The organism is Agrobacterium larrymoorei (assembly GCF_030819275.1).
GTDB lineage: Bacteria > Pseudomonadota > Alphaproteobacteria > Rhizobiales > Rhizobiaceae > Agrobacterium > Agrobacterium larrymoorei_B.
Genome location: NZ_JAUTBL010000002.1, coordinates 1741613 through 1760533, shown reverse-complemented (window position 1 = coordinate 1760533; position 18921 = coordinate 1741613). Strand labels below are relative to the sequence as shown.

General features: G+C 57.6%; 20 protein-coding genes and 1 pseudogene. 20 read left to right on the top strand and 1 reads right to left on the bottom strand.

Going from position 1 to position 18921, the window contains the following annotated elements; translation table 11 throughout:
* Window positions 1-181 precede the first annotated feature (181 nt).
* Window positions 182-4390, top strand: coding sequence for a DNA-directed RNA polymerase subunit beta' (rpoC, locus tag QE408_RS17215; RefSeq protein WP_306933255.1), 4209 nt, complete (start codon window positions 182-184; stop codon window positions 4388-4390).
* A gap of 260 nt (window positions 4391-4650) precedes the next feature.
* Window positions 4651-6278, top strand: a pseudogene (locus QE408_RS17210) (ABC-F family ATP-binding cassette domain-containing protein).
* Window positions 6279-6597: 319 nt separating this feature from the next.
* Here QE408_RS17210 and QE408_RS17205 read toward each other — a convergent pair.
* Window positions 6598-6891: a hypothetical protein gene (locus QE408_RS17205; RefSeq protein ID WP_062425175.1), complete on the bottom strand. Its 294-nt coding sequence runs from the start codon at window positions 6889-6891 to the stop codon at window positions 6598-6600.
* Between the two features lie 556 nt (window positions 6892-7447).
* On the opposite strand from QE408_RS17205, the gene rpsL reads away from it, so the two are divergent.
* The 18 genes from rpsL (at window position 7448) to rplE (ending at window position 18889) form a co-directional block, all read left to right on the top strand.
* Window positions 7448-7819 (top strand): 30S ribosomal protein S12, encoded by a 372-nt coding sequence (gene rpsL, locus QE408_RS17200; RefSeq protein WP_003507760.1) that lies wholly within the window; start codon window positions 7448-7450, stop codon window positions 7817-7819.
* 76 nt (window positions 7820-7895) lie between these two features.
* Window positions 7896-8366 carry a 30S ribosomal protein S7 gene (gene rpsG / locus QE408_RS17195; RefSeq protein WP_062425165.1) on the top strand — a complete coding sequence of 157 codons (471 nt, stop codon included), beginning with the start codon at window positions 7896-7898 and terminating at the stop codon, window positions 8364-8366.
* Between the two features lie 33 nt (window positions 8367-8399).
* Window positions 8400-10499, top strand: a complete 2100-nt coding sequence (fusA, locus tag QE408_RS17190; protein ID WP_306933251.1) for an elongation factor G — start codon at window positions 8400-8402, stop codon at window positions 10497-10499.
* A gap of 65 nt (window positions 10500-10564) precedes the next feature.
* Window positions 10565-11740 carry an elongation factor Tu gene (gene tuf, locus QE408_RS17185; protein WP_306933249.1) on the top strand — a complete coding sequence of 392 codons (1176 nt, stop codon included), beginning with the start codon at window positions 10565-10567 and terminating at the stop codon, window positions 11738-11740.
* A gap of 419 nt (window positions 11741-12159) precedes the next feature.
* The gene (gene rpsJ / locus QE408_RS17180; RefSeq protein WP_003507767.1) at window positions 12160-12468 is read left to right on the top strand and encodes a 30S ribosomal protein S10; all 309 of its coding nucleotides are present in this window, start codon (window positions 12160-12162) and stop codon (window positions 12466-12468) included.
* Window positions 12469-12639: 171 nt separating this feature from the next.
* Window positions 12640-13281 (top strand): 50S ribosomal protein L3, encoded by a 642-nt coding sequence (gene rplC, locus QE408_RS17175; RefSeq protein WP_306933247.1) that lies wholly within the window; start codon window positions 12640-12642, stop codon window positions 13279-13281.
* A gap of 12 nt (window positions 13282-13293) precedes the next feature.
* A complete protein-coding gene (gene rplD, locus QE408_RS17170) occupies window positions 13294-13914 on the top strand; it encodes a 50S ribosomal protein L4 (RefSeq protein ID WP_296038476.1) in 621 nt (206 codons plus the stop codon).
* Entirely contained in the window at window positions 13911-14204 is a 294-nt protein-coding gene (locus QE408_RS17165; RefSeq protein ID WP_027677427.1) for a 50S ribosomal protein L23, read from the top strand. Before rplD ends, QE408_RS17165 begins: the two co-directional genes overlap by 4 nt.
* A gap of 44 nt (window positions 14205-14248) precedes the next feature.
* The gene (rplB, locus tag QE408_RS17160; protein ID WP_062427534.1) at window positions 14249-15085 is read left to right on the top strand and encodes a 50S ribosomal protein L2; all 837 of its coding nucleotides are present in this window, start codon (window positions 14249-14251) and stop codon (window positions 15083-15085) included.
* A gap of 15 nt (window positions 15086-15100) precedes the next feature.
* Window positions 15101-15379 (top strand): 30S ribosomal protein S19, encoded by a 279-nt coding sequence (gene rpsS / locus QE408_RS17155; RefSeq protein ID WP_027677425.1) that lies wholly within the window; start codon window positions 15101-15103, stop codon window positions 15377-15379.
* Between the two features lie 2 nt (window positions 15380-15381).
* Window positions 15382-15771: a 50S ribosomal protein L22 gene (gene rplV / locus QE408_RS17150; protein WP_306933243.1), complete on the top strand. Its 390-nt coding sequence runs from the start codon at window positions 15382-15384 to the stop codon at window positions 15769-15771.
* Window positions 15771-16502 (top strand): 30S ribosomal protein S3, encoded by a 732-nt coding sequence (rpsC, locus tag QE408_RS17145; RefSeq protein WP_306933241.1) that lies wholly within the window; start codon window positions 15771-15773, stop codon window positions 16500-16502. The genes rplV and rpsC overlap by 1 nt, the downstream gene beginning before the upstream one ends.
* A 38-nt stretch (window positions 16503-16540) precedes the next feature.
* A complete protein-coding gene (gene rplP / locus QE408_RS17140; RefSeq protein WP_027677422.1) occupies window positions 16541-16954 on the top strand; it encodes a 50S ribosomal protein L16 in 414 nt (137 codons plus the stop codon).
* Between the two features lie 12 nt (window positions 16955-16966).
* A complete protein-coding gene (gene rpmC, locus QE408_RS17135) occupies window positions 16967-17167 on the top strand; it encodes a 50S ribosomal protein L29 (protein WP_027677421.1) in 201 nt (66 codons plus the stop codon).
* Between the two features lie 11 nt (window positions 17168-17178).
* Window positions 17179-17415 (top strand): 30S ribosomal protein S17, encoded by a 237-nt coding sequence (rpsQ, locus tag QE408_RS17130; protein ID WP_027677420.1) that lies wholly within the window; start codon window positions 17179-17181, stop codon window positions 17413-17415.
* A gap of 234 nt (window positions 17416-17649) precedes the next feature.
* Window positions 17650-18018 (top strand): 50S ribosomal protein L14, encoded by a 369-nt coding sequence (gene rplN, locus QE408_RS17125; protein WP_027677419.1) that lies wholly within the window; start codon window positions 17650-17652, stop codon window positions 18016-18018.
* Between the two features lie 12 nt (window positions 18019-18030).
* Window positions 18031-18339 (top strand): 50S ribosomal protein L24, encoded by a 309-nt coding sequence (gene rplX, locus QE408_RS17120; protein WP_062427531.1) that lies wholly within the window; start codon window positions 18031-18033, stop codon window positions 18337-18339.
* On the top strand, window positions 18332-18889 hold the full coding sequence (gene rplE, locus QE408_RS17115; RefSeq protein WP_062427530.1) for a 50S ribosomal protein L5: 558 nt from the start codon (window positions 18332-18334) through the stop codon (window positions 18887-18889). The genes rplX and rplE overlap by 8 nt, the downstream gene beginning before the upstream one ends.
* The last annotated feature ends 32 nt before the right edge of the window (window positions 18890-18921 follow it).

Sequence of the window (18921 nt, the reverse complement as noted above, 5' to 3'; positions counted from 1 at the left end):
TCAGAAAAGGCAGGCGCTTTGAAAAGAGCGCCTGCTGGTTTCGCTCACGGATGCGTGTTCGTGGGTGGACACTTTCGCCGCATTTTGCGGATAGATCCATGTTTGAAGCATTGGCCGATCAGCCCGGGAAAGATCGCGCCAGATGCAAGCAAGGGGCTCCATCCCCTTAAGGAGACAAGGCATGAACCAAGAGGTCATGAATCTTTTCAACCCGCAGGTGCCCGCGCAGCATTTCGATTCCATCCGGATTTCGATCGCTTCGCCGGAGAAAATCCTGTCGTGGTCCTACGGCGAGATCAAGAAGCCGGAAACCATCAACTACCGTACGTTCAAGCCTGAGCGTGACGGCCTGTTCTGCGCGCGCATTTTCGGACCAATCAAGGACTATGAGTGCCTGTGCGGTAAGTACAAGCGCATGAAGTACAAGGGCATCATCTGCGAAAAGTGCGGCGTCGAAGTGACCCTGTCGCGCGTTCGCCGTGAGCGTATGGGCCATATCGAGCTTGCCGCTCCGGTTGCCCATATCTGGTTCCTGAAGTCTCTGCCTTCGCGTATCTCGACGCTGCTCGACATGACGCTGAAGGATGTAGAGCGCGTTCTCTACTTCGAAAACTACATCGTGACCGAGCCTGGCCTGACTTCCCTGAAGCAGAACCAGCTTCTGTCCGAAGAAGAGTACATGATCGCTGTCGATGAATTTGGTGAAGACCAGTTCACGGCCATGATCGGTGCTGAAGCGATCTATGAAATGCTCGCTTCGATGAACCTTGAAAAAATCGCTGGCGATCTGCGTTCTGATCTGGCTGAGACCACCTCGGATCTCAAGCAGAAGAAGCTGATGAAGCGCCTGAAGATCGTCGAGAACTTCATGGAGTCCGGCAACCGTCCGGAGTGGATGATCATGAAGGTCGTTCCGGTGATCCCGCCGGATCTTCGTCCGCTGGTACCGCTGGATGGCGGTCGCTTTGCGACGTCTGACCTCAACGATCTCTATCGTCGCGTCATCAACCGTAACAACCGTCTGAAGCGTCTTATCGAGCTTCGCGCACCGGGCATCATCATCCGCAACGAAAAGCGTATGTTGCAGGAATCTGTTGACGCGCTGTTCGACAACGGCCGTCGCGGTCGCGTCATCACGGGTGCCAACAAGCGTCCGCTGAAGTCGCTCTCCGACATGCTCAAGGGCAAGCAGGGCCGCTTCCGTCAGAACCTTCTTGGCAAGCGCGTCGACTATTCCGGCCGTTCGGTCATCGTGACCGGTCCGGAACTCAAGTTGCACCAGTGCGGCCTGCCGAAGAAGATGGCGCTCGAACTGTTCAAGCCGTTCATCTATGCCCGCCTTGACGCTAAGGGGTACTCCTCCACTGTCAAGCAGGCGAAGAAGCTGGTTGAAAAGGAAAAGCCCGAAGTCTGGGATATCCTCGACGAGGTCATCCGCGAGCATCCGGTTCTTCTGAACCGCGCACCGACGCTGCACCGTCTCGGCATCCAGGCTTTCGAACCGACGCTGGTCGAAGGCAAGGCGATCCAGCTGCATCCGCTCGTCTGCACGGCGTTCAACGCCGACTTCGACGGTGACCAGATGGCCGTGCACGTTCCGCTGTCGCTTGAAGCGCAGTTGGAAGCACGCGTGCTGATGATGTCGACCAACAACATTCTGCACCCGGCAAACGGCGCACCGATCATCGTTCCTTCGCAGGACATGGTTCTCGGCCTCTACTACCTCTCGATCATGAACGAGCGCGAGCCCGGCGAAGGCATGGCCTTCTCCGACATGGGCGAGTTGCATCATGCTCTGGAAAACAAGGTCGTGACGCTGCATGCGAAAATCCGTGGCCGCTTCAAGACCATGGATGCCGACGGCAAGCTGGTTTCCAAGATCTATGAAACGACGCCTGGACGCATGATCATCGGCGAACTTCTGCCGAAGAACGTGAACGTGCCGTTCGAGACCTGCAACCAGGAAATGACCAAGAAGAACATCTCCAAGATGATCGACACGGTCTACCGTCACTGCGGTCAGAAGGACACGGTCATTTTCTGCGACCGTATCATGCAGCTCGGCTTTACCCATGCCTGCCGCGCCGGCATTTCGTTCGGCAAGGACGACATGATCATTCCGGACACCAAGGCAAAGATCGTTGGCGACACCGAATCTCTGGTGAAGGAATACGAGCAGCAGTACAATGATGGTCTCATCACCCAGGGCGAAAAGTACAACAAGGTTGTCGACGCCTGGGGTAAGGCGACCGAAAAGGTCGCCGAAGAAATGATGGCGCGCATTAAGGCTGTGGAATTCGATCCGGAAACGGGCCGCCAGAAGCCGATGAACTCCATCTACATGATGAGCCACTCGGGCGCCCGCGGTTCACCGAACCAGATGCGTCAGCTCGGCGGTATGCGTGGTCTTATGGCCAAGCCATCGGGCGAAATCATCGAAACGCCGATCATCTCGAACTTCAAGGAAGGCCTGACCGTTAACGAGTACTTCAACTCGACTCACGGTGCCCGTAAGGGTCTTGCAGACACCGCCTTGAAGACGGCGAACTCCGGTTACCTGACGCGTCGTCTCGTTGACGTTGCGCAGGACTGCATTGTCAACTCGCGTGATTGCGGCACCGACAAGGGCCTCACCATGACTGCCATCGTCGATGCCGGTCAGGTCGTTGCTTCGCTCGGCGCCCGTATTCTCGGTCGTACTTCGCTCGACGACATCGACAACCCGGTCACTGGCGAGAACATCGTCAAGGCTGGCACGCTGATCGATGAAGCCGACGTTGCTGCCATCGAGAAGGCTGGTATCCAGTCCGTCCGTATCCGCTCGGCTCTGACCTGCGAAATCCAGGTCGGTGTTTGCGGCGTCTGCTACGGTCGTGACCTTGCACGCGGTACGCCTGTCAACATGGGCGAAGCCGTGGGCGTTATCGCCGCTCAGTCGATCGGTGAGCCGGGCACGCAGCTGACCATGCGTACGTTCCACCTTGGTGGCACGGCCAACGTGGTTGACCAGTCGTTCCTGGAAGCGTCCTACGAAGGCACGATTCAGATCAAGAACCGCAACATCCTCCGCTCGTCGGAAGGTGTTCTCATCGCCATGGGCCGCAACATGTCGGTTACCATTCTCGATGAGCGTGGCGTCGAGCGTTCTTCGCAGCGCGTCGCCTACGGTTCGAAGCTGTTCGTGGATGATGGCGACAAGGTTAAGCGCGGTCAGCGTCTTGCAGAGTGGGACCCTTACACCCGTCCAATGATGACGGAAGTGGAAGGCACGGTTCACTTCGAAGATCTGGTCGATGGTCTCTCCGTTCTCGAAGCGACCGACGAATCCACCGGTATCACCAAGCGTCAGGTTATCGACTGGCGTTCGACACCACGTGGTTCGGATCTGAAGCCTTCGATCGTCATCAAGGATGCGTCCGGCGCAGTTGCCAAGCTGTCTCGTGGCGGCGAAGCCCGCTTCCAGCTCTCGGTGGATGCGATTCTCTCGGTCGAGCCTGGTCAGAAGGTTTCCCAGGGTGACGTGCTTGCACGTTCGCCGCTGGAAAGCGCCAAGACCAAGGACATCACCGGTGGTCTGCCGCGCGTTGCCGAACTCTTCGAAGCGCGTCGTCCGAAGGATCACGCTATCATCGCTGAAATCGATGGTACGATCCGTCTCGGCCGCGACTACAAGAACAAGCGCCGCGTGATGATCGAGCCTGCGGAAGACGGCGTCGAGCCAGTCGAATACCTGATTCCGAAGGGCAAGCCCTTCCATCTTCAGGAAGGCGACTACATCGAGAAGGGCGAGTACATTCTCGATGGTAACCCGGCACCGCACGACATTCTGGCGATCAAGGGCGTGGAGGCACTCGCTTCCTACCTCGTGAACGAAATCCAGGAAGTCTATCGTCTGCAGGGCGTTGTCATCAACGACAAGCATATCGAAGTCATCGTTCGTCAGATGCTGCAGAAGGTTGAGATCACGGATGCCGGCGACAGCCAGTACATCGTGGGCGACAACGTCGACCGCATCGAGATGGAAGACAACAACGATCGTCTGATCGAAGAAGGCAAGAAGCCTGCCTATGGCGAACCGGTTCTTCTCGGTATCACCAAGGCATCGCTGCAGACGCCGTCCTTCATCTCGGCTGCTTCGTTCCAGGAAACCACCAAGGTTCTCACGGAAGCTGCTATTGCCGGCAAGACGGACACGCTGCAGGGCCTCAAGGAAAACGTCATCGTTGGCCGCCTCATCCCGGCTGGTACCGGCGGCACCATGACGCAGATCCGCCGCATCGCGACAACCCGCGACGACCTGATCATCGAGGAGCGCAAGAAGAGCACTGGCTCTGCTTCCGCAAACCAGATGCTGCAGGACATGACGGACAAGGCACCGGCTGCCGAGTAAGGCAGCCAGGGTGGGGACCTCGTGAGAGGGTCTCGCCCGTGGAGATACAAACGCCCGGAGCAATCCGGGCGTTTTTTGTTTTGGCCCGGGCGCGGAAAGTGGGCTGTTGGCTCAAGGGCCAGCAGTGCAAACTGATGTGACTTGAACGATCGGGAGAACGGTCTTATCTTCAGGACGCTTCGATAGAGGAGACATGACGACGATGGATTTGACACGCGCAACCACTTCCCCCCTGGTTCTGCAGCGAGATGTTTTGTCCTATGGTGTCGTCGATTTCTCTTTCCGGTCTGTCCTGCATCACGCCTGACGGCAAGCCGCTTTTCACCAATATCGATTTCAATTTTACTGCCGAGCGTGTCGGGCTCGTCGGACGCAATGGTGTTGGTAAGACCACGCTTTTGCGGCTAATCGCCGGTGAAATGGCGCCACAGGCTGGCAGCATCACGGTATCCGGCACTTCTGCCTTGATGCGCCAGGACGCGATAACGCGACCAGATGCGACGGGGCGCTGGCGCTTCTCGACCGGGCAGCAGAAGGCCACGCCAGCGTCGAAGAACTTGCTGACGCGGACTGGACGGCTAGGGCCAGGATGGAGGCTGCGCTTGCGCCATATGGTATAGCCGCCGATCCGGATACGCTTCTTGTGACACTTTCTGGAGGGCAGCGCGTGCGCGCCGCACTTGCGGCTATTGTTTTAGCCGAGCCGGATTTTCTTCTGCTTGACGAGCCGACCAACAATCTCGACAGGGCAGGGCGGGACCTGGTGATCGAGCTTGTCCGTCACTGGAAGCGTGGCGCCATCGTCATCAGCCACGATCGCGAATTGCTGGAAGAAATGGACGCCATCGTAGAACTGACAACGCTTGGGATGACCCGCTATGGCGACAATTATAGCGCCTATCGTTCGCTCAAGCAGATGGAGCTGGAAGCGGCGAGACATGATCTGTCTCAGTCGGAAAGAGCTGATCGCGAGGCGGCGCAGCGTGCGCAAGAAGCCAAGGAGCGAAAAGCCCGCAAGGACAGTGCCGGAGCGAGGAGCCGGACCAAGGGGGATCAGCCGAAGATATTGATGGATGCCGCGAAGGGGCGGGCGGAAGCCTCTGGCGGGGCAGGTCAGCGCTTGCGGGACGCCCGACGCGAGGCGGCAGAGGCAGCACTTTCGTCCGCCCGGTCGCGAATAGAAGTGCTTGAGCCGATCCGGATGGACATCTCGTCAACCGGTCTGGTGGAAGGGAAGATCATCCTCCGGCTTGACCGCGTCACAGGTGGGTATGATCGGTCGTTGCCCGCCATCCGCGACCTGTCCATGTCCATCACCGGACCGGAACGGGTTGTGCTTGCCGGACCGAATGGGAGCGGGAAAACCACACTGCTGAAAATGATCCGCGGCGAGATGGCACCCTTTGAGGGGGTGGTGGACGTGCGGGTGCCGTTCGCAGTTCTGGATCAGCATGTTCAGTGTCTTCGCGGCGAGCAGACATTGCTTGCGAATTTTCAGCGGCTCCACCCCTCTACAGAGGACCAGCAGGCTTATGCGGCTTTGGCCCGGTTTAAATTCCGCGCAGACGATGCATTGCGCAAAGCCGCCAATCTGAGTGGCGGAGAACGCTTGCGTGCAGGGCTTGCCTGCACACTCGGCGCCGTGACACCGCCGCAACTGCTGATCCTCGACGAGCCGACCAATCATCTCGACCTGGAAGGGATCGCTGCCCTCGAGGCGGCTCTGGCAGCCTATGACGGAGCCATCCTGGCCGTCAGTCACGACGACGCGTTCGTGAGGGCGCTTTCGCCAGATAGGGTCATCCAGTTGGATCGACAGAGCCCCCGTGCGTCCTATTGGACGTGCAAAGGATACGCTATTTCTCAGACCCCGAGCATTGTGCTTTGAGAAAATCGGCACTGATTTTCAAACCGGTGCTGTCGCTTCTTTGAGTTTCATGCGGACACCATATCTACGATTGCGTTGACGATCGAGCTCGTTTCGCACGGCGCATTTCATCTGGGAGAGGCGGGGTTGTCGGCTCTGGCTGTCTTGCCGGCACTGCTCGGAATGGTCGCGGGACAACGTCTTAGAAAGACGTTCAGTCCGGCGACGTTCAAGCGCTGCTTTCTGGCGATGCTGGCCTTGCTCGGCCTGGAGATGATACTACGAAGCGTCTGGTGAGGGAGGAGAGGAGGGCGCGCGCAGTCGCACGCCCCGCTCGATTTCAAGCAAAGCGGATGATCGAGACTTCGCCTTCCAGAGCGCCCTGATAGGCGGAAGCATGGGGTTCTTCGTCCGGCACTTCGGTGATCATGCCGATCTGGTCGAGGTCGGCTTCGAGAAAGCCTTCTTCCGACAGTGCATTCAAGGCTTCGCGCACGGCGGTGTCATCGTCCGGTGCCTGGAGGATGACGTGGATGTCGATGCCGTCTTCGCCTTCGCGCTCATAGGCCTTGCCGATGATGACGAAGACCATAGCCTCGTCGCGTCCATTGTCGTTGTCGGGTTCGGTGATCATGACGCGATTCCTTTTGTCTTTGGTGGAGGGTGCCAGAGGTGAATCCATCTGACGTCTACGCCTGCCACGTGGTGCGTCCATCGCGACCCTGATCTTGGGCCGAATGGTGCTTCAAGGGAATCAATAGACGGCTTTTGTGAAAAGCCACAAGGGCGGAAGGTGAAAAACGATGGTGAGGGCAGGGGCTTTGTGATAAAAGCCTTTCAATATCCCGTAATGCAAGGCGTTCACGCCCGCAGCGCGGGGACAAAATTCGGATTCACCCTTGACGAAAGCGGGCTAAGACAGTAGTACGCCCGCCATCGGAGCCGATGTGAAGTCTGGCCATCTGGGACGACTCGTCCTGGAGATCACTTCAAACAGGGGTCCAAAACACGTACGAGACACGAATGTTGCACGCAAGACGTAATCTTTACGTCCTCTGCTCTTGGTGGTCCATCCGTGGAAACCGGATCGGGCCACGTTTTGCGCATGAGGCTATGCGTGCTTCGTTGCCGGAAACGGTGTAACCGCCACCCGAAAGGTGGCTAAAGTAGTTTTTGCAAGGGATGGTTATATGCCTACCGTAAACCAGCTGATCCGTAAGCCGCGTCAGGCACAGGTAAAGCGCAACAAGGTTCCTGCTCTGCAGGAAAACCCACAGAAGCGTGGCGTTTGCACCCGCGTTTACACGACGACCCCAAAGAAGCCGAACTCGGCTCTTCGTAAGGTTGCCAAGATCCGCCTCACCAACGGCTTCGAAGTCATCGGTTACATTCCTGGTGAAGGTCACAACCTTCAGGAACACTCCGTTGTCATGATCCGTGGCGGCCGCGTCAAGGACTTGCCGGGCGTTCGTTACCACATCATCCGCGGTGTTCTCGATACCCAGGGCGTCAAGAACCGCAAGCAGCGCCGTTCGAAGTACGGTGCGAAGCGTCCGAAGTAATTCGGCAATAACAATTCGGCGCTGCGCGAGGTTCTCCGCGTGGTATAGCGTCAATAACAAATGAGAGACAAAGAGTATGTCCCGTCGCCATAGTGCAGAAAAGCGTGAGATCAATCCGGACCCGAAGTTCGGCGATCTGGTCGTCACCAAGTTCATGAATGCCATCATGCTTCACGGCAAGAAGTCTGTCGCCGAAAGCATCGTTTACGGCGCGTTCGACGCCGTGCAGGGCAAGACGAAGCAGGAGCCGCTCGGCGTGTTCCATTCCGCTCTCGACAACGTCGCCCCGCATGTTGAAGTCCGTTCTCGCCGCGTTGGTGGTGCGACATACCAGGTTCCGGTCGACGTTCGTCCGGAGCGCCGTCAGGCTCTCGCCATCCGTTGGCTGATCGCTGCTGCGCGCAAGCGCAACGAAACGACCATGGTCGATCGCCTCTCCGGCGAACTCATGGACGCTGCGAACAACCGCGGATCTGCTGTCAAGAAGCGTGAAGACACGCACAAGATGGCTGACGCTAACCGCGCATTCTCGCACTACCGCTGGTAATCTCAACGGTCGAAGATCGAAAGGCAGTCCATTATGGCTCGCGAATATAAAATCGAAGATTACCGTAACTTCGGTATCATGGCGCATATCGACGCCGGTAAGACGACCACCACCGAGCGTATTCTTTACTACACCGGTAAGTCGCACAAGATCGGTGAAGTTCACGATGGCGCAGCCACGATGGACTGGATGGAGCAGGAGCAGGAGCGTGGTATCACGATCACTTCTGCTGCTACCACGACCTTCTGGAAGGGTCGCGATGGCAAGATGCGCCGTTTCAACATCATCGACACCCCCGGCCACGTCGACTTCACCATCGAAGTCGAGCGTTCGCTGCGCGTTCTCGACGGCGCTATCGCGCTGCTCGATGCCAACGCCGGTGTTGAGCCGCAGACGGAAACCGTCTGGCGTCAGGCAGAGAAGTACAACGTTCCGCGTATGATCTTCTGCAACAAGATGGACAAGACGGGCGCTGACTTCTACCGCTCGGTAGAAATGATCAAGACCCGCCTCGGTGCCACCGCTGTGGTCATGCAGCTGCCGATCGGCGCTGAAACGGAATTCAAGGGCGTTGTCGACCTGATCGAGATGAATGCTCTCGTATGGCGTGATGAATCGCTCGGCGCCCAGTGGGACGTCGTCGAAATTCCGGAAGACATGAAGGCCAAGGCCGAAGAATATCGCGAAAAGCTGATCGAGACCGTTGTCGAGATCGACGAAGAAGCGATGGAAGCTTACCTCGAAGGCAACTACCCGGACAACGACAAGATTCGCGAACTCGTTCGTCGCGGCACCATCGACGTGAAATTCCACCCGATGTTCTGCGGTACCGCGTTCAAGAACAAGGGCGTTCAGCCGCTCCTCGACGCTGTTGTCGATTACCTGCCTTCTCCGCTGGATATCCCTGCGATCAAGGGCATCGACTTCAAGACGGAAGCCGAAATCGAGCGTCACGCTGACGATTCCGAGCCACTGTCCATGCTCGCGTTCAAGATCATGAACGACCCCTTCGTCGGTTCGCTCACCTTCGCACGTATCTACTCGGGCAAGCTCGAAAAGGGCACGTCCGTCATGAACACGGTCAAGGACAAGCGCGAGCGCGTCGGCCGTATGCTGCAGATGCACTCCAACTCGCGTGAAGACATCGAAGAAGCCTATGCTGGCGACATCGTTGCGCTTGCTGGCCTCAAGGAAACCACCACGGGTGACACGCTTTGCGATCCGCTGAAGCCTGTTATTCTAGAGCGCATGGAATTCCCTGAGCCGGTCATCCAGATCGCGATCGAGCCGAAGACCAAGGGCGACCAGGAAAAGATGGGCCTCGCGCTGAACCGCCTGGCAGCCGAAGATCCTTCGTTCCGCGTCAAGACGGACGAGGAATCCGGTCAGACGATCATCGCTGGCATGGGCGAACTTCACCTCGACATCATCGTCGACCGTATGCGTCGCGAGTTCAAGGTCGAAGCCACCGTCGGTGCTCCGCAGGTTGCTTACCGCGAAACGATCACCAAGTCGCACGAAGAAGACTACACGCACAAGAAGCAGTCCGGTGGTACCGGTCAGTTCGCACGCGTCAAGCTTCTGTTCGAACCGAACCCAGAAGGCGAAGACTTCAAGTTCGAATCCAAGATCGTTGGCGGTGCTGTTCCGAAGGAATACATCCCAGGCGTTCAGAAGGGTATCGAAAGCGTTCTGTCTTCCGGTCCGCTTGCTGGCTTCCCGATGCTCGGCGTCAAGGCAACGCTTCTCGATGGTGCATACCACGACGTTGACTCGTCTGTTCTGGCGTTCGAAATCGCATCGCGTGCCTGCTTCCGTGAAGCAGCGAAGAAGGCTGGCGCACAGCTTCTCGAGCCGATGATGAAGGTCGAAGTCGTGACCCCTGAAGATTACGTCGGTGACGTGATCGGCGATCTGAACTCGCGTCGCGGTCAGATCCAGGGTCAGGAATCGCGTGGCATCACCATCGTGATCAGCGCTCACGTTCCGCTGGCCAACATGTTCAAGTACGTCGACAACCTTCGTTCGATGTCTCAGGGCCGCGCACAGTATTCGATGACCTTCGATCACTATGCGCCGGTTCCGAGCAACGTTGCTGCCGACATCCAGGCAAAGTACTCCGGTCAGAAGTGATCGGGGTGCGCCCCAAACGAGATTTAAAGTTTATTCCCGCTTAGGGACAAGATGGAGAGCCACTAATGGCAAAGAGCAAGTTTGAGCGGAATAAGCCGCACGTCAACATCGGCACGATCGGTCACGTTGACCACGGCAAGACGTCTTTGACTGCGGCGATCACGAAGTACTTCGGCGAGTTCAAGGCGTATGACCAGATCGACGCGGCTCCTGAAGAGAAGGCTCGTGGTATCACGATTTCGACGGCGCACGTTGAGTATGAGACGCCGAACCGTCACTACGCTCACGTTGACTGCCCCGGCCACGCCGACTACGTGAAGAACATGATCACCGGTGCTGCGCAGATGGACGGCGCGATCCTGGTTTGCTCCGCTGCTGACGGCCCGATGCCGCAGACGCGCGAGCACATCCTGCTTGCTCGCCAGGTTGGCGTTCCGGCGATCGTCGTGTTCCTCAACAAGGTCGACCAGGTTGACGACGCAGAACTTCTGGAGCTCGTCGAGCTTGAAGTTCGCGAACTTCTGTCGTCCTACGACTTCCCGGGCGACGATATTCCGATCGTCAAGGGTTCGGCACTTGCCGCTCTTGAAGATTCCGACAAGAAGATCGGCGAAGACGCAATCCGCGAGCTGATGGCTCAGGTTGACGCCTACATCCCGACGCCTGAGCGTCCGATCGACCAGCCGTTCCTGATGCCGATCGAAGACGTGTTCTCGATCTCTGGCCGTGGTACGGTTGTGACGGGCCGCGTTGAGCGTGGTATCGTCAAGGTTGGTGAAGAAGTCGAAATCGTCGGCATTCGTGCGACGTCGAAGACGACTGTTACCGGCGTTGAAATGTTCCGCAAGCTGCTCGATCAGGGCCAGGCTGGCGACAACATCGGTGCACTGGTTCGTGGCGTACAGCGCGATGGCGTTGAGCGTGGTCAGATCCTTTGCAAGCCAGGTTCGGTCAAGCCGCACAAGAAGTTCATGGCAGAAGCCTACATCCTGACGAAGGAAGAAGGCGGCCGTCATACGCCGTTCTTCACGAACTACCGTCCGCAGTTCTACTTCCGTACGACTGACGTTACCGGTATCGTTTCGCTTCCAGAAGGCACGGAAATGGTTATGCCTGGCGACAACGTGACTGTTGCCGTTGAACTGATCGTTCCGATCGCGATGGAAGAAAAGCTGCGCTTCGCGATCCGCGAAGGCGGCCGTACCGTCGGCGCCGGCATCGTTGCTTCGATCATCGAGTAATCGATGACCGACGATGCCGTAAGCTTGCCGACGGCACTTAAGATTGCAGATGGCGCGTAAGCGCGATCTGCAGACGGCGCTGGCATCGTCGCCTCGATCGTCGGGTAATCTCGACGTCTGAAATTCTACCTGGCGGCGGTGCAAACACACCGCCGTCAGTTGTTTGATGAAAAAGCGTATCGGCGCTGCACTTTTAGTGCTTGAAAATTTCGGTGAAAGCGCGTAAACGCGCACTCACGTTCACCGCTGGATTCGCGATGCTTCGCGGTTCCCGGTGATTTCGCAATACAGACTACTGAAATGATTGGGGTGCGCCTTTCGCATTCCTCTCGATTTTTGAAAATCTGCGGCGCCACGATTAACTAGGTTCATGTATTTCCGCGTGCGGAAATCAATAATAAAGAACAAGGACAAGACGAATGAACGGCCAGAATATCCGTATCCGCCTCAAGGCGTTTGACCACCGGATCCTCGATGCCTCTACCCGTGAAATCGTGTCGACCGCCAAGCGCACCGGCGCCAGCGTTCGCGGCCCGGTTCCGCTGCCGACCCGCATTGAAAAATTCACTGTCAACCGCTCTCCCCACGTGGACAAGAAGAGCCGTGAGCAGTTCGAAATGCGGACGCACAAGCGTCTTCTCGATATCGTTGACCCCACCCCGCAGACTGTTGACGCGCTGATGAAGCTCGACCTCGCTGCTGGCGTTGACGTGGAAATCAAGCTCTAAGACCTCGGCCTGACCTTGCGAAAGTAAGGGCCGATATAACAAGGAAGGTACGTGGAGCAATCCAACGTCTTCCAATCCGGAGACCGGAAACATCGTGAGATGTCGAAGGGAACTCCCTAACAAAGGCCGAGCAGGGGGTTTCCCTTCAAGGCTCGCAAGAGGATTGAACCAATGCGTTCAGGTGTGATTGCACAGAAAGTGGGAATGACCCGCGTCTACAACGACGCTGGTGAGCATATTCCCGTAACGGTCCTGCGTCTGGATAACCTACAGGTTGTAGCCCAGCGTACGGAAGACAAGAATGGCTATACCGCAGTTCAGCTCGGTGCCGGCCAGTCCAAGGTCAAGAACACGACAAAGGCGCTGCGTGGCCATTTCGCCGCTGCTAATGTCGAGCCGAAAGCAAAGCTCGTCGAATTCCGGGTCTCCACCGAGAACCTGATCGACGTCGGTGCAACACTGACCGCAAATCATTTTCAAGCCGGCCAGCTGGTCGACGTAACCGGAACGACCATCGGTAAGGGTTTTGCCGGTGCGATGAAGCGTCACAACTTCGGTGGTGGCCGCGCTTCGCACGGTAACTCGATCTCTCACCGTGCGCACGGTTCTACGGGTTCCAACCAGGATCCGGGCCGCGTGTGGAAGGGTAAGCGCATGGCTGGTCACATGGGCCAGACGCGCGTCACCACCCAGAATCTGGAAGTGGTTTCGACCGATGAGGATCGCGGTTTGATCCTCGTGAAGGGCGCCGTTCCCGGTTCCAAGGGTTCCTGGATCATCGTCCGCGACGCCGTCAAGTCGGCTGCGAAGTAAGGGAGCCTCATCATGGAATTGAACGTCACGACCCTCGAGGGAAAAGACGCCGGCAAGGTAGCCCTGTCGGACGAAATCTTCGGCCTCGATCCACGCCAGGACATCCTGGCCCGCGTTGTGCGCTGGCAGCTTGCTAAGAAGCAGCAGGGCACGCACAAGACCAAGAACCGTTCGGAAGTTTCCCGTACGGGTGCAAAGATGTACAAGCAGAAGGGTACGGGCCGCGCTCGTCACCATTCGGCTCGCGCACCGCAGTTCCGCGGCGGCGGCAAGGCCCACGGCCCAGTCGTTCGCAGCCACGCTCACGACCTTCCCAAGAAGGTTCGCGCGCTCGGCCTGCGTCTCGCCCTGTCTGCAAAGGCAAAGGCTGAAGAACTGATCATCGTCGATCAGCTGATTGCATCGGACGCAAAGACAAAGGCTCTGCTGGGCAACTTCGCTTCGCTCGGCCTGACCAACGCTCTCGTTATCGGCGGCGCAGAACTTGATGGCAACTTCAAGCTCGCAGCTCAGAACATCCCGAATGTGGACGTTCTGCCGGTACAGGGCATCAATGTTTACGACATCCTGCGCCGTGGCAAGCTCGTGCTTTCCAAGGCTGCTGTAGAGGCTCTGGAGGAGCGGTTCAAATGACGGATCTTCGCCACTACGATGTGATCGTATCTCCCTCGATCACGGAAAAGTCGACGCTGGTATCCGAACAGAACCAGGTCGTATTCAACGTCGCCAAGGACGCTTCCAAGCCTGAAATCAAGGCTGCCGTGGAAGCTCTCTTCGGCGTCAAGGTCACGGGTGTGAACACGCTTATCCGCAAGGGTAAGACGCGCCGTTTCCGTGGATTCGCTGGCAAGCAGAAAGACGTCAAGAAGGCGATCGTGACACTTGCTGAAGGTCAATCCATCGACGTGTCCACCGGACTCTAAAGGTTAGGCCCAAGCGGGCAAAGACCCAAAAGGGAACAAATACAATGGCATTGAAAAGTTTCAATCCGACCACACCTAGCCAGCGTCAGCTGGTTATTGTGGACCGCGCTTCGCTCTACAAGGGCAAGCCGGTAAAGGCTCTTACACAGGGCCTCAGCTCGAAGGGTGGCCGTAACAACCAGGGCCGGATCACCGTTCGTTTCCAGGGCGGCGGTCACAAGCGGACCTACCGTCTGGTTGACTTCAAGCGTCGTAAGTTCGACGTTGAAGGTACGGTTGAACGTCTGGAATATGACCCTAACCGCACCGCATTCATCGCGCTCGTGACATACACGGACGGCGAACAGGCTTACATTCTCGCGCCACAGCGTCTCGCTGCTGGTGACAAGGTGATCGCCTCCGACAAGGCAGTGGACGTAAAGCCCGGCAACACCATGCCGCTGCAGTTCATTCCGGTCGGCTCGATCATCCATAACGTCGAGATGAAGCCGGGCAAGGGCGGTCAGATCGCTCGCTCCGCCGGTACCTATGCACAGCTCGTTGGCCGCGATGCCGGCATGGCGATCCTGCGTCTCAACTCCGGTGAACAGCGTCTGGTGCACGGCTCCTGCCTCGCATCGATCGGTGCTGTTTCCAACGCTGACCACGGCAACATCAACGACGGCAAGGCCGGTCGTTCGCGTTGGCGCGGCAAGCGTCCGCATGTTCGCGGCGTTGTCATGAACCCGGTCGACCACCCGCACGGTGGTGGTGAAGGTCGCACGTCCGGTGGTCGTCATCCAGTGACGCCATGGGGCAAGCCCACCAAGGGCAAGCGTACCCGCTCGAACAAGTCGACTGACAAGTTCATCATGCGTTCGCGCCATCAGCGCAAGAAGTAAGAGAGGAAGTCTCAAGTGGCTCGTTCAGTATGGAAAGGTCCGTTTGTTGACGGCTATCTTCTCGCTAAGGCTGAGAAGGTGCGCGCAGGCGGACGCAGTGAAGTAATCAAGATCTGGAGCCGTCGCTCCACGATCCTGCCGCAGTTCGTTGGTCTGACCTTCGGTGTTTACAACGGCAGCAAGCATGTGCCCGTCTCTGTCAACGAAGACATGGTCGGTCACAAGTTCGGTGAATTCTCTCCGACCCGGACCTATTACGGTCATGGCGCGGACAAGAAGGCAAAGAGGAAGTAATCATGGCGAAGGCTAAGACCGAACGCCGGCTGAAGGACAACGAGGCTCAGGCCGTTGCCCGTACGCTTCGCGTCAGCCCCCAGAAACTGAACCTGGTTGCCGCTCTTATCCGTGGCAAGAAGGTTGATCGCGCTCTCGCCGAGCTCGAGTTCTCGCGCAAGCGTATCGCTTCCACCGTCAAGAAGACGCTGGAATCGGCTATCGCAAACGCCGAAAACAACCATGACCTCGACGTCGACACGCTCGTCGTCGCCGAGGCCTATGTTGGCAAGTCCATCACCATGAAGCGTTTCCACGCTCGTGGCCGTGGCCGTGCATCGCGCATCGAAAAGCCGTTCTCGCACCTCACGATCGTTGTTCGTGAAGTCGAGGAAAAAGGGGAGGCCGCATAATGGGTCAGAAAATCAATCCAATCGGCTTCCGCCTGGGCATCAACCGTACGTGGGACAGCCGTTGGTACGCTGACACTGCCGAGTACGGCAATCTTCTGCATGAAGACCTCGCTATCCGTGCCTACCTCGTGAAGGAACTGAAGCAGGCTGGTATTGCAAAGGTTGTTATCGAGCGCCCACACAAGAAGTGCCGCGTTACGATCCACTCCGCTCGTCCGGGCCTCATCATCGGCAAGAAGGGCGCTGACATCGAGAAGCTTCGCAAGAAGATCTCCGACATGACCAGTTCCGAAACGCACCTCAACATCGTTGAAGTGCGCAAGCCGGAAGTCGACGCAACGCTCGTTGCTCAGTCGATCGCCCAGCAGCTGGAACGCCGCGTGGCTTTCCGTCGCGCCATGAAGCGCGCCGTACAGTCCGCTCTGCGCCTTGGCGCAGAAGGCATCAAGATCACCTGCGCAGGCCGTCTCGGCGGCGCGGAAATCGCTCGTACCGAATGGTACCGCGAAGGCCGCGTTCCGCTTCACACGCTGCGTGCAGACATCGACTACGGTACGGCTGAAGCCGAAACCGCATTCGGCATCTGCGGCATCAAGGTCTGGATCTTCAAGGGCGAAATCCTTGAGCACGATCCTATGGCGTCCGAGCGTCGTGCGCTCGAAGGCGATGCTCAGGGTCCTGCAAGCCGTGAGCGTGGCGATCGCAACGATCGTCGTCGCGAAAACGCTTGATTGACGCTGGCGAAAGATAAGCTCGGAGAAGTAAGAAAATGTTGCAGCCAAAGCGTACTAAGTACCGCAAGCAGTTCAAGGGACGCATCAAGGGCGTCGCCAAGGGCGGCTTTGACCTGGCATTCGGTGAATTCGGCTTGAAGTCGCAGGAACCGAACCGCGTGAATGCACGCGAGATCGAAGCGGCCCGCCGCGCGATCACGCGTTACATGAAGCGCGCAGGTCGCGTTTGGATCCGTGTATTCCCCGATACTCCGGTTACGGCTAAGCCGACCGAAGTTCGTATGGGTAAGGGCAAGGGTTCGGTTGATTACTGGGCATGCAAGGTCAAGCCCGGTCGTATGATGTTCGAGATCGACGGTGTTTCCGAGGAGATCGCCCGCGAGGCGCTTCGTCTCGGCGCTGCCAAGCTCTCGGTCAAGACGCGCTTCGTACAGCGCATCGCAGAGTAAGGAGCAAGGCACATGAAAGCCGAAGATATTCGCGGCCTCAGCGCCGACCAGCTCAAGGACAAGTTGGCTGACCTGAAGAAGGAACAGTTCAATCTGCGTTTCCAGAAGGCCACCGGCCAGCTGGAAAAGTCCTCGCGCATCAACGAAGTCCGTAAGGACATCGCCCGGATCAAAACCATTGCTGCCCAAAAGGCCGCAGAAGCCAAGGCCTAAGGAAGAATACTATGCCTAAACGCATTCTCCAGGGCGTCGTTGTATCCGACAAGAACGAGAAGACTGTCGTAGTTCGCGTTGAGCGCCGATTCGCTCACCCGCTGCTGCAGAAGACCGTTCGCCGTTCGAAGAAGTACAAGGCGCACGACGAAAACAATCAATACAAGGTCGGCGATGTGGTTTCCATTGAGGAATGCGCACCGATCTCCAAGGATAAGCGCTGGACGGTGGTTGCCGCTCACGCTTAATTTCAACGGAATCGCGCCAGGTCTATTGCACTTGGCGCGAAAATCTGTATGAAGCAGCGCAAGGACGCTCGTAACCCGAGCGTCTTTTGCTTTGATGCGCACGGAAGGTCCCTTTGGGAAACCACCCTGGCAAGTTTCTTCCGCGCAAAAACAGAGATTTCATAAGCTGGAACAGGGGGCGGCATCCATGATGTTCGCCCAACCGGTCCGGTAACAACAAGAAGGCGACCTGACATGATTCAGATGCAAACAAACCTCGACGTGGCGGATAATTCCGGCGCACGTCGTGTCATGTGCATCAAGGTGCTGGGCGGCTCCAAGCGCAAGTACGCTTCCGTGGGCGACATTATCGTCGTTTCCATCAAGGAAGCTATTCCGCGCGGCCGCGTCAAGAAGGGCGACGTGATGAAGGCGGTTGTTGTGCGTACCGCCAAGGACATCCGCCGCGCCGACGGCAGCGTCATCCGTTTCGATAACAACGCAGCTGTTCTTATCGACAACAAGAAAGAGCCGATCGGCACCCGTATCTTCGGACCGGTTCCTCGCGAGCTTCGCGGCAAGAACCACATGAAGATCATCTCGCTGGCTCCAGAAGTACTGTAAGGAGCACGAGCGATGCAGAAGATTCGTAAAGGCGACAAGGTTGTCGTATTGACCGGTAAGGACAAGGGCCGTACCGGCGAAGTAATCCAGGTAATGCCGAAGGAAGACCGTGCTGTTGTGCGTGGCGTCAACATGGTGAAGCGTCACCAGCGCCAGACCCAGAGCCAGGAAGCCGGCATTATCAACAAGGAAGCATCCTTGCACATCTCCAACATTGCCATCGCCGATAAGGATGGCAAGCCGACCCGCGTTGGCTTCAAGGTTGTAGAAGGCAAGAAGGTCCGTGTGGCCAAGCGTTCGGGAGAAGTCATCGATGGCTGAGACCAAGTACGAACCGCGTCTCAAGACGGAATACGTCAACCGTATCCGCGGCGCCATGCAGGAGAAGTTCTCCTACGCTAACGTCATGATGATCCCGAAGCTGGATAAGATCGTGATCAACATGGGTGTGGGTGAGGCGACTGCCGACTCCAAAAAACCCACGGTTGCTGCGGGCGATCTGGCTGCGATTGCAGGTCAGAAGCCGGTCGTAACCCGCGCCCGCAACTCGATTGCTGGCTTCAAGGTTCGCGAAGGCATGCCAATCGGTGCGAAGGTTACTCTTCGCGGCGCACGCATGTACGAATTCCTTGATCGTCTGGTCAACATCGCGCTTCCGCGCGTTCGCGACTTCCGGGGCCTGAACCCGAAGAGCTTTGACGGCCGTGGCAACTTCGCCATGGGCATCAAGGAGCACATTGTGTTCCCAGAAATCAACTACGACAAGGTTGATCAGATGTGGGGCATGGACATCATCGTTTGCACGACGGCTCCGACCGACGACGAAGCACGGGCTCTTCTGACAGAGTTCAACTTCCCGTTCCGTCAGTAACCGTAACGACGAGCGTAGAAAAGGAACTCCGA

Bases quoted from the DNA above. Each gene is read 5' to 3' on its own strand.
- rplB (WP_062427534.1), top strand. From the start codon at position 14,249: ATGGCATTGAAAAGTTTCAATCCGACCACACCTAGCCAGCGTCAGCTG.
- rplE (WP_062427530.1), top strand. From the start codon at position 18,332: ATGGCTGAGACCAAGTACGAACCGCGTCTCAAGACGGAATACGTCAAC.
- tuf (WP_306933249.1), top strand. From the start codon at position 10,565: ATGGCAAAGAGCAAGTTTGAGCGGAATAAGCCGCACGTCAACATCGGC.
- rplC (WP_306933247.1), top strand. From the start codon at position 12,640: ATGCGTTCAGGTGTGATTGCACAGAAAGTGGGAATGACCCGCGTCTAC.
- rpsG (WP_062425165.1), top strand. From the start codon at position 7,896: ATGTCCCGTCGCCATAGTGCAGAAAAGCGTGAGATCAATCCGGACCCG.
- fusA (WP_306933251.1), top strand. From the start codon at position 8,400: ATGGCTCGCGAATATAAAATCGAAGATTACCGTAACTTCGGTATCATG.
- rplD (WP_296038476.1), top strand. From the start codon at position 13,294: ATGGAATTGAACGTCACGACCCTCGAGGGAAAAGACGCCGGCAAGGTA.
- rplX (WP_062427531.1), top strand. From the start codon at position 18,031: ATGCAGAAGATTCGTAAAGGCGACAAGGTTGTCGTATTGACCGGTAAG.
- QE408_RS17165 (WP_027677427.1), top strand. From the start codon at position 13,911: ATGACGGATCTTCGCCACTACGATGTGATCGTATCTCCCTCGATCACG.
- rplN (WP_027677419.1), top strand. From the start codon at position 17,650: ATGATTCAGATGCAAACAAACCTCGACGTGGCGGATAATTCCGGCGCA.
- QE408_RS17205 (WP_062425175.1), bottom strand. From the start codon at position 6,891: ATGATCACCGAACCCGACAACGACAATGGACGCGACGAGGCTATGGTC.
- rpmC (WP_027677421.1), top strand. From the start codon at position 16,967: ATGAAAGCCGAAGATATTCGCGGCCTCAGCGCCGACCAGCTCAAGGAC.
- rpsQ (WP_027677420.1), top strand. From the start codon at position 17,179: ATGCCTAAACGCATTCTCCAGGGCGTCGTTGTATCCGACAAGAACGAG.
- rpsL (WP_003507760.1), top strand. From the start codon at position 7,448: ATGCCTACCGTAAACCAGCTGATCCGTAAGCCGCGTCAGGCACAGGTA.
- rpoC (WP_306933255.1), top strand. From the start codon at position 182: ATGAACCAAGAGGTCATGAATCTTTTCAACCCGCAGGTGCCCGCGCAG.
- rpsC (WP_306933241.1), top strand. From the start codon at position 15,771: ATGGGTCAGAAAATCAATCCAATCGGCTTCCGCCTGGGCATCAACCGT.
- rplP (WP_027677422.1), top strand. From the start codon at position 16,541: ATGTTGCAGCCAAAGCGTACTAAGTACCGCAAGCAGTTCAAGGGACGC.
- rplV (WP_306933243.1), top strand. From the start codon at position 15,382: ATGGCGAAGGCTAAGACCGAACGCCGGCTGAAGGACAACGAGGCTCAG.
- rpsJ (WP_003507767.1), top strand. From the start codon at position 12,160: ATGAACGGCCAGAATATCCGTATCCGCCTCAAGGCGTTTGACCACCGG.